This is a genomic window from Bartonella japonica, assembly GCF_040545385.1.
Classification (GTDB): domain Bacteria; phylum Pseudomonadota; class Alphaproteobacteria; order Rhizobiales; family Rhizobiaceae; genus Bartonella; species Bartonella japonica.
This window is the reverse complement of the sequence record NZ_JBEPLT010000001.1, coordinates 127,737-141,314: the sequence shown is the minus strand read 5'-3', so window position 1 is coordinate 141,314 and position 13,578 is coordinate 127,737. Positions and strand designations below refer to the sequence as shown.

Annotated in this window: 10 protein-coding genes and 1 pseudogene; 9 read left to right on the top strand and 2 right to left on the bottom strand. The window is 37.8% G+C overall.

Going from position 1 to position 13,578, the window contains the following annotated elements:
• Window positions 1-3: 3 nt before the first annotated feature.
• The 4 genes and pseudogenes from holA to ABID39_RS00615 all read left to right on the top strand — a co-directional run bounded on the left by holA (window position 4) and on the right by ABID39_RS00615 (window position 4,926).
• Complete coding sequence (holA, locus tag ABID39_RS00630) at window positions 4-1,044, top strand: DNA polymerase III subunit delta (protein WP_354185001.1); 1,041 nt, start codon at window positions 4-6, stop codon at window positions 1,042-1,044.
• A gap of 1,203 nt (window positions 1,045-2,247) precedes the next feature.
• Window positions 2,248-3,180, top strand: a pseudogene (locus ABID39_RS00625) (prephenate/arogenate dehydrogenase family protein).
• Window positions 3,181-3,561: 381 nt separating this feature from the next.
• Window positions 3,562-4,416, top strand: coding sequence for a YihY/virulence factor BrkB family protein (locus ABID39_RS00620; RefSeq protein WP_354184999.1), 855 nt, complete (start codon window positions 3,562-3,564; stop codon window positions 4,414-4,416).
• Between the two features lie 12 nt (window positions 4,417-4,428).
• Window positions 4,429-4,926 carry a YaiI/YqxD family protein gene (locus ABID39_RS00615; RefSeq protein ID WP_354184997.1) on the top strand — a complete coding sequence of 166 codons (498 nt, stop codon included), beginning with the start codon at window positions 4,429-4,431 and terminating at the stop codon, window positions 4,924-4,926.
• Here ABID39_RS00615 and ABID39_RS00610 read toward each other — a convergent pair.
• Complete coding sequence (locus ABID39_RS00610) at window positions 4,923-5,612, bottom strand: TlpA disulfide reductase family protein (RefSeq protein WP_354185369.1); 690 nt, start codon at window positions 5,610-5,612, stop codon at window positions 4,923-4,925. The two genes, ABID39_RS00615 and ABID39_RS00610, sit on opposite strands and share 4 nt — an antisense overlap.
• A 33-nt stretch (window positions 5,613-5,645) precedes the next feature.
• On the opposite strand from ABID39_RS00610, the gene argH reads away from it, so the two are divergent.
• The 5 genes from argH to ABID39_RS00585 all read left to right on the top strand — a co-directional run bounded on the left by argH (window position 5,646) and on the right by ABID39_RS00585 (window position 12,441).
• Window positions 5,646-7,046, top strand: a complete 1,401-nt coding sequence (gene argH, locus ABID39_RS00605; RefSeq protein ID WP_354184995.1) for an argininosuccinate lyase — start codon at window positions 5,646-5,648, stop codon at window positions 7,044-7,046.
• Window positions 7,047-7,105: 59 nt separating this feature from the next.
• The gene (gene lptM / locus ABID39_RS00600; protein ID WP_354184993.1) at window positions 7,106-7,279 is read left to right on the top strand and encodes an LPS translocon maturation chaperone LptM; all 174 of its coding nucleotides are present in this window, start codon (window positions 7,106-7,108) and stop codon (window positions 7,277-7,279) included.
• Window positions 7,280-7,288: 9 nt separating this feature from the next.
• Window positions 7,289-8,566, top strand: a complete 1,278-nt coding sequence (gene lysA, locus ABID39_RS00595; protein WP_354184991.1) for a diaminopimelate decarboxylase — start codon at window positions 7,289-7,291, stop codon at window positions 8,564-8,566.
• Between the two features lie 396 nt (window positions 8,567-8,962).
• Window positions 8,963-11,416, top strand: coding sequence for a TIGR02302 family protein (locus ABID39_RS00590; RefSeq protein WP_354184989.1), 2,454 nt, complete (start codon window positions 8,963-8,965; stop codon window positions 11,414-11,416).
• Window positions 11,417-11,676: 260 nt separating this feature from the next.
• A complete protein-coding gene (locus tag ABID39_RS00585) occupies window positions 11,677-12,441 on the top strand; it encodes a class I SAM-dependent methyltransferase (RefSeq protein ID WP_354184987.1) in 765 nt (254 codons plus the stop codon).
• A gap of 381 nt (window positions 12,442-12,822) precedes the next feature.
• On the opposite strand, the gene ABID39_RS00580 is transcribed toward ABID39_RS00585, so the two are convergent.
• On the bottom strand, window positions 12,823-13,506 hold the full coding sequence (locus ABID39_RS00580) for a response regulator transcription factor (protein WP_354184985.1): 684 nt from the start codon (window positions 13,504-13,506) through the stop codon (window positions 12,823-12,825).
• Window positions 13,507-13,578 lie beyond the last annotated feature (72 nt).

The window sequence follows — 13,578 nt, the reverse complement described above, 5'->3', positions numbered from 1 at the left end:
ATTTTGGCTCAGAAAAAAGCGCATGAAGTTGATCAGTTCCTAACGCGTTTTTCACGTTCTTTTCCTATTGTTCTTATTTACGGACCAGATCGTGGTCTTGTTTGTGAGCGTGCGCAGTGTTTTGCAAAGCTTACACGGGTAGCAATAGAAGATCCATTTTCAACAATTCGTTTGGATGCAGCTGAAATTGATAAAGATCCTGCTCGTTTGGGAAATGAAGCACGTACCTTATCTCTCTTTGGAGGGGATCGTTTGATATGGATCTCTAACGGTGCTAACCAGAAAGGTTTTCTTACAGCTTTGAAGCTTTTAATTGAGGAACCACCAGAAATGTGCTTTGTTCTGATTGAGGCTGGAGATTTGAAAAAAGGAACAGGGTTGCGCAATGTTGTTGAAACGGCATCAAAAGCAATGGCTTTGCCTTGTTTTGCAGATGATGCTCGTTCTCTTGATACTTTGATGGATGAGACTTTAGGTCATTTTAAGAAAACCCTTTCTTTAGATGCACGAAAATGGTTGCACGAAAATTTGGGGGCGGATCGTCTTGTGTCGCGAGGTGAGTTAGAAAAGCTTTGTCTTTACGCTTCAGATAGTCATATTACCTTTGAAGATGTAAAAGCTGTTGTGAGTCATGTGAGTGCTCTTTCTCTAGATGAAGTGGTTGATGCCCTTTTATTAGGTGATGTTTCTGGGTTTGAGGTTCACTTTAGCCGATATACAACGATGTATGGTACAGCTTTCCTTATTTTAAGTACGGCACAAAGGCATTTTCAGCAGTTACAGCTTTTGCGTTATCAAGTGGAGATTGAAGGGAAAACGCCTTTTTCAGTGATTTCTCAAGCGCGACCACCGATTTTTTTTCAACGGAAAAAAACAGTTGAACAAGCTTTAAACTATTGGAAATTGGAACATATTTCTCATGCAATGGAAAAAATTCAAACTGCTGTTTTAAATAGTCGTAAAAATCCACTTTTAGGAGAAGCTATCATTCGTCAAGTTTTACTGGGGCTTACAATTATTGCACGACGCCAAATGGCTGCTTAAAATATTAAGCTGTATCCATGAAAATTTATTTGTTTTTTCGCAACATAAAGAGGGCAGTCTTTAAAAGAAAGATTTTACAGATTTTTCATCTGATATTCGGGTAATTTGTTAGGGTAAAATTGAGAGATTTATGGTAAAAGTGTTTTGTGTTTTTATATGTTTTATAAAAGAGTTAACATATTAATTTATAACGATAATAAATCATTTTTTTGTTGAAAGATAAGGTTTCGTAGAAATTTTTTCATGATGAATGAAAAAAATTATTTGTTTGTATCTCATGAAAGAGATCGGTGTATGGATAAAATTATTTGCCAAAAAACTAAAAATGACTCTTATAAACCACTTAGATAAAGGCGTGAGTTAGCAACATTGGAAGTTAGAAATACAGAAGTGGTTCTGGATATAATGGTGGTACCGATCTGCTTCTTTATCAACATAAAGATTGTAGCATGTCATGTCTACAACCTATTTGCAGGAAAAGACTGGAAAATGATAGTACGCAATGGATTGTGTATTATACCTTTATGCTGCCGTTGTGCAAAAGGGGTGTTTTTTTGTTTATAGTTATCTTTAAAGATGAGGTTATTTTATTCTGAATTTGTTTCATCACAAGGATGTTAATTTCGTTTCTGAGCTTTCTTAGTTTGTAAAGTAAGTTTGGTTTATAGGAGGGTAATTTATGGCACAGCTTTGTGGCATAGGGAGAAAAAAATGCTTTTAGAATTGCAGTATTTTTTTGCATAAGTTGTTTGGTAGCGTTTTCAACATTCAAAAAATTTATGTTGATTGTTGCAGTGAGAGAGGGAAGGATCGTAAGATGATCCAAGTATTGTGTAAAGGAGCGATTTTCGTTTATATTTTTGAGAAATTTTATGAAATAACTTGTGAAGTTTTATGCAGAGCGGAGGTTATTGTTACCAAGAGCTTGTGAGAACACATAAGTATCTTTTGCTATGATGCGTGCTCGTAGAACAATAAATTGACATATTTTAGGGCTCTGTATTGCTTCTGTTATTCATTTTTTGAATGCACTTTCCAAGTAAAAATGATCTGTTTTTGGTTTGCAAAGGTGATTAGTGGATCACCGTGTGGCTTTATTCTTTCTTGTCTTATCGGTTTTGATTTTTTAAATGTTTGATACATAAATCTTGAAGAAAAATTGTTGTTTTGTTGCCCTTTTCAAAGGGTCTTTAAAGGTGAAAAATGCTCCATATTCGGTTTGAAAAAATAGCACTCATAGGGATTGGTCTTATTGGCTCTTCTTTAGCGCGGGTAATTAAAAAGAAGGATCTTGCTGCTCACATTTCTATTGCAACGCGTCGTCAAGAAACATTGAAAAGAGCGCGTGAATTAGAACTTGGAGATTTTTATACAACCAATAATGCTAAAGCTGTTGAAGAAGCAGATTTGGTTATTGTTTCTATTCCTGTTGGAGCAAGTGCGGAAGTTGCAAAAACCATTCGTGATCACTTAAAACCTGGAGCGATTGTGAGTGATGTTGGTTCTACAAAAGCGTTGGTTATTGCAGAAATGGCACCTTTATTGCCCAAATCAGTTCATTTTATTCCTGGTCATCCAATTGCTGGAACAGAATATTCAGGACCGGATGCTGGTTTTGCTGACTTGTTTATGAATCGCTGATGTATTTTAACGCCGTTTGCTGAAAGTGATGCTGAAGCTGTCGCACGGTTAACAGCGTTTTGGGAAACTTGTGGAGCGCGTGTTGAGAAAATGGATCCTAAACGTCACGATCTTGTTTTGGCTATTGTTTCACATTTACCGCATTTGATTGCTTATAATACCGTTGGAACGGCGAGCGATTTAGAAAAGGTGACAAATTCAGAAGTGATTGCTTATTCCGCTTCAGGTTTTCGTGATTTTACGCGTTTGGCGTCTTCTGATCCGGTTATGTGGAGAGATATTTGTTTGCATAATAAGGATGCCATTTTAGAAATGTTAAGCCGTTTTAGTGAAGGGCTCTCTTCTTTAGAGAAGGCAATTCGTTTGGGAGATGGTGAGACACTCTTTGATTTTTTTACGTATACGCGTGCTGTGCGTCGTAACATTATTGCTGCTGGACAGGAGATTGATGCTCCTGATTTTGGTCGTCATAGTGTTTTTCAAAAAGGTAAGTAAAAGTTTACATTGAGCTTTCTTTGTTTTTTCTATAAATCTCTATTTCTTTAAACCGTGGATTGTTTTTAAATGAGATAAGCAATTGCTCGCATGCAGATGGGAGTAAAAAGATTATTTTCTGTGTACCTAAATTTGTAACAAAGGTTACATGGTGCTTTGTGTAAGTTTAATACATTTGTTTGATCAATAATATTGGATGATTAATCTCATTGTTTTTGGTTTTTAATGTACAAAATTTGTTCTTTTTAGTTTTACTGCAAAGCTAGGCTTGACCATATGGATCATTGCCATTTATACTAAATAAGATTTATTGTCGAATTCTGATGATTTTTATGAAGCTTGAATGAACTAGAAAAGAATATTACCAGAAAGTATTGAGATTTGTTAAGAAATATCTTTTGGTATAGCTATCGTATTCTTGTTGATGCAGTAAGCCATTATTGGCGTGATAATGGGAGCGCTTTTGCAAGTCATGTTGCGTTATCAGGGCTTTTAGCGTTTTTCCCTTTTTTTATTTTTGGGACATCTCTTGCGAGTTTTCTTGGTGCTTTTACATACACACCGCAAAAAATTAAGGCGCTGGTACAGTTATTGCCAGATGTCATTGCTGAACCTTTATCTCAGGAAGTTATCAATGTTTTAACTGTTCAGCGAGGAGGTGTGTTAACGCTTTCTGTCATTGGAGCAGCTTATTTTGCCTCTAATGGGATAGAAGCTTTACGTGCAGCTTTGAATAAAGCTTATCGCGTTGTTGATCAGCGGAGCTTGTTGTTTTGTCGTTTTCAAAGTTTGTTTTTTGTGATCCTTGGAGCTATTGGTCTTGTGGTGATTAGCTTTTTATTAATTTTAGCACCTTTGATGATCAAAATTATGCAAAAATATTCTTTTTTCATTACCGAATATATTGGTATCATTCGTTTATGGCGTTATACTATTGCAGCAGTTGTTTTATTTATAAGTCTTTTAATTGTCCATAAGTGGCTACCAGCAGAGCGACGGAAATTTGTCGATATTTTACCAGGAATTATCGTGACAATGTCAGTGTGGTTTATGGCTTCCATTGCTTTTGCGCAGTATTTGACAATGTTTAATTATATTTCTACTTATGCAGGCTTAGCATCTATTATGGTTGCCATTATTTTTCTTTACATTTTAAGTGCGATTTTTATTTTTGGAGGTGAAATAAACGCGGCAATAATGTTTTATCGTAATCATTTGCAAGATTCAGGTAAATGAAAGAGCCAGTCATTGTTTGAAAGTCTAAAAACGAATCCCCCAATAAAGCCAGCTATTACTTTATTTATTGATGCGGATGCTTGCCCTGTTAAAGATGAAATTTATCGCGTTATGAATCGTTATCAACTCAAAACATTTGCTGTGGCAAATCGTTTTTTGGTTTTGCCAGATGAAACGCTTCTTGAAAGGGTGATAGTGGATGATGAGCCTGATTGTGCAGATAATTGGATTGTAGAAAATGTGCATGAGGCGAGTATCGTTATTACCAGTGATATCCCTTTGGCTGCGCGCGTTGTGCGGGCTAGAGGTGTCGGTCTTTCACCAACAGGGCGTATTTTTGATGCAAGCTTAATTGGTCAAGCTTTGGCAATGCGCAATTTGATGGAAGATTTGCGAGGACAAGGCAATATGATAATAGGCGGTCCGCGTCCTTTTTGTCGTAAGGATCGTTCTGCTTTTTTATCAGCATTAGATTTGGTTGTTCAACGTTTAAAAAGACGCGGTTATTAGGGTTCTTGTGCCTCTTTAATGACAGCTTTTATAAGCGCTTTGGCATCATCATCGGCCCATGGAGCTGCACCATTATATGAGGCAATGAGATAACCGTTTTTATCAATCAGAAGTGTGATGGGGAGTCCTAGAGCCAACCCTTGTTTCCGAATGTTGTTAAAAATATCCATTGTTTCATCGCGATAGTAAAGCAGGTTATCAGCATGAACTTCTTGTAAAAATTGCTGAATTTTTTCAGGAGAAGCTGTTTTATCGGTATTAATAGCGATTACATCAAAATTTTCACCACCCAATTCGCGTTTTAATTGCGCAAGCTCAGGCATTTCCGCACGGCAGGGTGCACACCAAATAGCCCATAGATTGATAAGCAGCGGTTTGCCGGTAAATGCAGCGAGTTTGTGGTCTTTTCCTTGAATATCCTTGAAAGAAAGTTGGTTCATATCATAGGGACTATCAGAAAATCGTATGTGAGAAAAAAAACCTTTTGCTGCTTCTTTGATCGCCATCATTTTTTCTGCTCGTGTTTTTACTGTATTTGTTTCTTTTGCTATTGCTGTTGAAATGAAATTGGAAAAGAAAGACTCTCTCTTGTTGTTGTGGTTCATTATTGTGTATAAGCTTAAAGCAATGATAAAGAATGCGATGAAAAGCTGTGTTTTTCTGTTGGTAAAAGTTTGAGGAATCATCATTTTTAACCTTTTTATGGGTGTTTTCAGAATATGATAGATGAGAAATTAAAGAACCAAATGTGGGGTGGTCGATTTATAACAACACCTTCTGTAATCATGGAAGAAATTAATGCTTCAATTGATTTTGATCACAAACTTTATCCGCAAGATATTGAAGGTTCTTTTGCTCATGCTGCAATGTTAGCGCAAACGGGGATCATTTCACAATCAGATTATGAAAAAATTGTTCATGGTTTAAAACTTATTCATAAAGAAATTGAGGACGGCACATTTATTTTCTCACGAAAACTTGAAGATATTCATATGAATATTGAATCAAGGCTGGGTGAATTAATTGGTCCTGTAGCAGGGCGTTTGCATACGGCCCGTTCACGCAATGATCAGGTTGCTGTTGATTTTCGTTTATGGGTACGTGAGGCTGCAAAGAGAATAGCGCAAGCTTTAAAAAAATTGATAGAGCAATTGCTTATTCGAGCAGAACAACATGTTGATAGTTTTATGCCAGGCTTTACGCATTTACAACCAGCACAGCCTGTAACATTTGGTCATTATATGATGGCTTATGTTGAAATGTTTGGTCGAGATTTATCAAGAATGCGTGATGCAGTTGAGCGAATGAATGAATCGCCTTTAGGGGCTGGTGCTTTGGCAGGAACAAGCTTCCCAATTGATCGCTTTATGACAGCAGAAGCGCTCGGCTTTCGAGAGCCAACACGCAATTCAATCGATAGTGTTTCGGATCGTGATTTTGCATTGGAATTTTTAAGTGTTGGTGCTCTTTGTGCAATGCATCTTTCGCGTTTGGCAGAAGAAATTATTCTTTGGTCAAGCGAACAATTTCATTTTATTCGTTTATCGGATGCTTTTTCAACTGGTTCATCCATGATGCCACAAAAGAGAAACCCTGATGCTGCAGAACTTGTGCGTGCCAAAAGCGGACGACTAAATGGTGCATTGATTGGGCTGTTAACGGTGATGAAAGGGCTCCCTCTTGCGTATTCAAAAGATATGCAAGAAGATAAAGAATATGTGTTCGATGGAGCTTTGAATCTAGAATTATCGCTGGTAGCAATGACAGGAATTATGGGTGATCTTGAAGTTAATAAAGATGCTATGAAACAAGCAGCTGCTTCTGGTTATGCAATTGCAACGGATTTTGCTGATTGGTTGGTGCGTGAATTAGGGCTTCCTTTTCGTGAAGCACATTATATTACTGGACGTGCTGTGGCATTAGCAGAAAAAAAGCAGTGTCATCTCAATGAATTGTCATTGGGGGAGCTTCAGGCAATATGTCCAGAGATTCACGCGGCACTTTTTGATGTTTTAACGGTTGAAAAATCGGTTAAAAGCCGTAAAAGTTTCGGTGGTACGGCGCCTTCAGAAATACGTTATCAAATTGCCTATTGGAAAAAACGTCTTGTTACAGCCTGAATGGTTGAATTTACAATCCAACAAAACAAAAATAAAGATCGATAGGAGAAAAAGGACAGATGAAAATTATTGTAAAGAATTTAACAATTGTCCTTTTGGGGGGTATTGTTCTTGTGGGGTGTGGGCGTAAAGGACCACTGGAGATGCCTTCTCCAATTGTGGAGAAGCCTAGAGCATCTATTACTAAAGGTAAAGAAGATAAACCTTTTATCCTTGATGGTTTGATAAAGTAGGAGGAAAGTGTGCATTTTTTTTCTTATCATCAAGGTATCCTTCATGCTGAAGGTCTTTCGCTTTCTTCTCTTGCACAGGCTGTGGAAACACCTTTTTATTGTTATTCGGCTAACGCATTGCTTACAAGTTTTAAGGATTATCAAAATGCATTTCAAGAAATGCATAATAGTTTGATTGCTTATGCGGTTAAAGCGAATTCTAATCAAGCCGTCTTACGGCTTTTAGCAGCAAATGGATCGGGCGCGGATGTTGTTTCAGAAGGTGAATTGCGGCGTGCTCTTGCTGCTGGTATCCCTGCGCACCGAATTGTTTACTCTGGTGTTGGAAAAACAGTAAAAGAGATAGATTTTGCCCTTGCTCAGGATATCTATTGTTTTAACGTTGAATCAGAGCCAGAGCTCGAACAATTGTCGCAACGTGCTGTTGCACTTTCAAAAACAGCACCTGTTTCGCTGCGCATTAATCCAGATATTGATGCAAAGACTCATAAGAAAATTACGACAGGAAAGTCTGAGAATAAATTTGGTATTCCACTGTTGTTTGCGAGAGATGCCTATAAAAAAGCTGCTTCTTTACCAGGGGTGCATGTGTGCGGTATCGATATGCATATTGGTAGTCAGATCTGTGATTTAAAACCTTTTGAGAAAGCATTTTTTATTATCGCAGATTTTACGCGTCAATTATTGAGCGATGGTTATGCGATCACGCATATAGATATTGGTGGCGGGCTTGGTATACCATACGGTAATGAACGACATGGTGTTCCTTCTGTTGTTGATTATGCAGCGCTTGTAAAAAAACATATTGCCCCTTTGGGGATCAATATTATCGTCGAACCAGGGCGTAGCATTGTTGGTCAAGCTGGTGTGTTGGTGACATCTGTTCTCTATTTGAAAAAGGGAGAAGGGCGGAATTTCGTTATCGTGGATGCGGCGATGAATGATCTAATACGCCCAACGCTTTATGATGCTTGGCAGAATGTGATACTTGTGAAACAAGCATCAGAAGATGCAGCGCTTATTCGTGCAGATATTGTGGGTTCAGTTTGTGAAACTGGCGATTATTTAGCATTAGATCGCTGTGTGCCAATTTTAGCACAAGGTGATCTTTTGGCGATTACGGGAGCTGGTGCTTACGGTGCAGTGATGGCAAGCACCTATAATAGCCGACTTTTAGTACCAGAAGTTCTTGTTCAGGATACACGCTATGCAGTCATTCGTCCACGTCTTGATTATGCGCAATTGATAGGATGTGATCATATTCCAGATTGGATCGAACATTGTTAAGTGTTTTTGGTCTTATTTTTACTAAACTTTGATGAAACAATTTATTTTCTAGAAATTGTCTTGAGTGTGTTTTATTCCTTATACTCTCAAACATTTTCTTTCACTATGGTGATATAAGGTGTATTTATGTATATTAAAATACAATGTCGTTTCTGTTTGATTTCAGTTTTCTTTTATTGCAACCAAGTGTAAAAGTATAAAGCTGGAAAAATATTTAGAGTGGCATTTGCTTGGCAAACCTGTGAAATAAATATCATAAATGGTCAGCAAGCGAAATAAACTGAGAAAAATTCACCTGGTTTTAGATTGGTGGGGGGTGAGGTTCTTCACTTTAATGGGTGAAGAAGAGGCCAAGATCTCAATTCACCGCTGTAAAAGGGGGACAAATACTTGTCTATGAAAAATGAAAACATCGGAAGTTTTTCAATGATAAAGCTTTTGTGTGTGCGAATTTTGACGTGGTTTATCCTCTCATTTGAGCGGATATGGATACGGTTGTTGCCGTTTTTACTGGTTCTCAGTATTTTTTGTTCTCTTAGTTGGTTCGGTGTTTTTGGTCTTCTGGGCTATTGGACACATTTACTTTTACTTGTGTTTTTTCTTTTTACTTCTGTAGGGAGTTTATTTTTTCTTATTCGTTTTCGTTTTCCCACAATGAGGGAGGTTAATCAGCGTCTTGAACGTGCAAACGGCCTTAAAAATCAGCCTTTAAGCGTCCAAACAGATTGTTTATACGTTGAAGATAATGAAGATTTTCGTGCAATTGTTTGGCGTGAACATAAACGCCGCATGGCCAAACAATTATATCATTTAAAAACTGGATTTTTCTCTCTTAATAGTGCAGATTATGATCCTTTTGCTCTGAGGGCTGTTTGTGTTCTCTTTTGTGTATGTGCTTTTAGTTTTTCTTTTGGATCATCGGGAGGGCGTTTGGCAGATGCATTTGATTTACGTCCTATGGTCGATGAAGCAACGATGCGGATTGATGCTTGGGTAACGCCGCCTGCTTATACCGGTGTTGCACCTCTTTATTTAACAAAAGATGAGAAAACATGGCTGACAGTTCCTGAAGGCAGCAATTTGGTGGTCCGTGTTGTCAATGGTGCTGGCGTTAAAGTCAAGGCAATCTCTAAAGAGAATGCGCATGAAGTTTTATTTTCAAAGAAAAATGAAAAAACGGCTTTAAATGATCCAGTGGTTCAATTTGAAACACATTTAAAAGATTCAATAGGTTTGTTTGTCTCATCACGTCGTAAGAAACAGCAGTGGAATTTGAAGGTGATAAAAGATCAGCCTCCAACAATTCATTGGGTAGAAAAGCCAGGGCGTGTTTTGACTGGGTCATTAGAAATTCAATATGAATTGAATGATGATTATGGAGTGACAAAGGCTTTTGTTGAAATAGAACCTTTTTTAAGTCAGCATACAAATGCTTCTTCTCTTTATAAAGCACCTGAAATAAAGCTTCTTCTCCCACGTGGTGGAAAAGGTAAAATGCGGACCGTGCAAGACGTATCAGTTCATCCATGGGCTGGTTCGGAAGTCAAAATCACTTTGGTGGCAGAAGATGGTGCAGGGCAGCAAGGACGGAGTAAAACTTTTGTTATGACGTTACCGCAGCGTATTTTTTCGAATCCTGTTGCGCGGGCAGTGATTGAATTGCGTCGTTTACTGGCTCTTGATGCTTCTGCGCAACAACGTGTGCTCGATATGCTTTCTGCATTGCTTGTGCGTCCAAAAGATGGGCTTCAAAATTTCACGCATTTTCTTGTTTTGCAGAGCGCATGGACAAGGCTTTCTATGGTAGAGACAGAAGATGATTTGCGTGGTATCGTCGACTATTTATGGCAGATTGCTTTAGGTATTGAAGACAATCAGCTCGAATCTGTGCAGAAAAATTTAAAACAAGCACAAACTGCTTTGCGTGATGCTCTTCGTTATGGTGCTCCAGCCGCAGAAATTGAACGGCTGACAGCAGATTTACGCCAAGCTATGGATGCATATATTAATGCTTTGGCTGAAAGCACACAAGACACTGGAAAAGTACAAAGCAAAAACACTGGAAAAGCACAAAGCGATAGTCATTCTGATCTTTCAAATGATTCATTAGAAAAAAAACTGGATTTGATTGAAGAAATGGCCAAGATGGGGTCCTCTGTAGCAGCTGAACAGTTGTTGGCTGAAATTGAACAGACTCTTGATCATTTACAATTTAAAAAAAGTAATCAAAATGGAGAGAAGGGGGAAAGCCAATCTGAAAAAATGAAAGAACAAATGGATCAGCTTGGAGATTTTCTGCGTCGTCAGCAAGAAATTCTTAATGAAACACACCAACTCGAAACAAAACAGCGACATGGTGAGGATATACCGGAAGAGCAACGCCAAACTTTAAAAAAGCGTCAGGCTGAGTTGCAGTCTGAATTGTCGGCGTTAGAAAAAGAATTATTAACACAAGGGGTTGGACCGAATGATGCATTTGAAAAAGCAAAAGAGAAAATGAGTTCTGCAGAAGATGCTCTTAATCAGGGAAACAATCAAATGTCTATACAAAATCAGTCAGATGCTTTAGAATCTTTGCGGAAAGGCGCACAAAATATTTTAGAAAAAATGCGTGAAATGTTGAAAGAAACTGGCGACAATCAAAATGCTGCTTCTGGTGCTAAAGATCCATTAGGACGTCCGCTTTCTTCACAAACAGATCAAAAAGAACAAGACAGTAAAATTATACCGCAAGAAAGTGATCAGATGCGTGCGCGACAAATTTTGGAAGAAATTCGCAAACGTCTTGGTAAAGAGCGTATCCCAGAGGTAGAAAAAAACTATCTTGAAAGGCTGCTTAATTTTAATTAATCATTCCATTTTTCTTTTCATCAATGTCAAAAAAGTGCATTGGAAATCTTAGAGGGTATAAGATTCAAAGATCAAAGAGTATGACTAAAGCGTTTGGAATGAAATGATCATAAAAATATTCGTACAGCGTTTTTTGTTATTTGCGTTTACAATATGAACAATTAAAGTTTTTTCTATTGTGGAGAAAAGGCAGGAGTTCATATAAATGGGGTACATGAAATCTGTGATGTTAAAAATTTGTTGCTACACGGTATGTTGAGTTGGATATAGTCACACTGAAAGATTTTTATGCTTCTACACTTGGACGGCGTGTGCAAGAGACGCTGTATGATCAATTGAACTTATGGTGGCCGGATCTTACTGATAAACGAGTGATGGGTTTTGGTTATGCGCTTCCTTATCTTTCTGCCTTGCGTACACGTGCACAGCAATGTTTTGCTTTTATGCCAGCTGCACAAGGTGCGTCCCCTTGGCCTTGCGCTGATAAGGTTGCAACAGTTCTTGTTTTTGAAGAGGATTTACCGCTTCCTGATGCTTCAGTTGATTGTATTTTATTGGTACATGCTCTTGAATATACAGAAAATTCCTTTGAAACACTTAATGAAATATGGCGGGTTTTAAAACCCAATGGGCAGTTGATTGTCATTGTTCCTAATCGCTCCGGTTTTTGGGCGCGTAATGGTTGCACACCTTTTGGCTATGGTGAACCTTATAGTCGACAACAAATCGCTCGTTTGTTTGAAAAAACAAATTTTATTTCAGGACCAGTACAAGAAATGGTGTATTATACACCTTCTTCGGGGTATGTTTCGCGGTTATTCTCATTTTTTTATGAGCCGTTTGCGCGTCATCTCTTGCCTTATTTTGGTGGGCTTTTAATGTGTCAAGCGCAGAAACGTGTTTATCAAGGATTGCTCGTACAGCGCCGTCAGTCGCGACGTGTTTTTATTCCTGCATTATCGCCACAAGCTTGTGAGTGTTCTTCTCATCTTGTTCTCAATTCTATCTCACAACGGCATCTGTAAAGGGTATAATGCAAAACCCGTTAGATAGCATTATTGATACCATGCATATGCTATGGAAGATACAAGGGACACTGTCATTTCATTTGTTAGCTTAAAATACGGATGTTTTTATATTGAGATAGTTCATGAAAGCTATATCGCCTTCGATCTCAAACGATTTTTATTCACATGCGAGTTCTAATTTTGATGTGCCAGCAAACAGTTCATTATAATGTGGGTTTGCAATGAGATAATTTTACTTTATTCGGAACTTTCATTCAGCTTATAAGACAATTAATTACTTTTATAAATCAATATGTTATATCTCATTTCATTTTTTATTTTTAGAGAAAAATTGATATTATCAAAGTTATTTTTGAAGCACTCGATGTTGGAGAAGCTTCAAAGGTTTAAGCGATAGCCGTTTTGATCGGTAATGAGAATTTGCGCATTGGAGGGGTCTTTTTCAATTTTTTGTCGTAAACGATAAATATGCGTTTCTAAGGTATGGGTAATAATGTTTTCATTGTAACCCCAAATTTGTTCTAACAATGTTTCGCGGCTTACGATTTGGTTATTGGTGAGATAGAGATATTTAAGAATTGCTGCTTCTTTTTCTGTGAGACGCGTTTTATTGTTATGTTGATCAATGAGAAGTTTTTGTCCAGGTTTAAAACTATAGGAACTGATGTAAAAAATTGCATCATCATTTTGTTCATATTGGCGTAATTGAGCGCGAATCCGTGCCAATAATACTGCAAAGCGAAAGGGTTTTATTACGTAATCATTGGCGCCTGATTCAAGATCTAAAAGGGTATCGCAGTCTGTATCATGATTTGTAATCATGATAATGGGAGCACGAAATTCTTGAGAGCGTAATTTTTTGACCGCTTTACGTCCATCAAGGTCAGATAGTTCAATATCCAAAATAGCGAGATCAATATTCTTTTCTTGGGTTATTGCTATTCCTGCTTCAGCTGTTCTTGCTTGAAGGACTTCAAATTCCTTATGCATTTGCAGTTGTTCTACCAAAATAGGGCGCAGATCATTGTCTTCTGCAACGATTAAAAGAGTGTAGAGGTTCATTTTTTTCCCTTACAAGATATGTTGATGCACCAATAAGTGGAGAGTAGTTTCATGAAAAATGTGATTGCATGC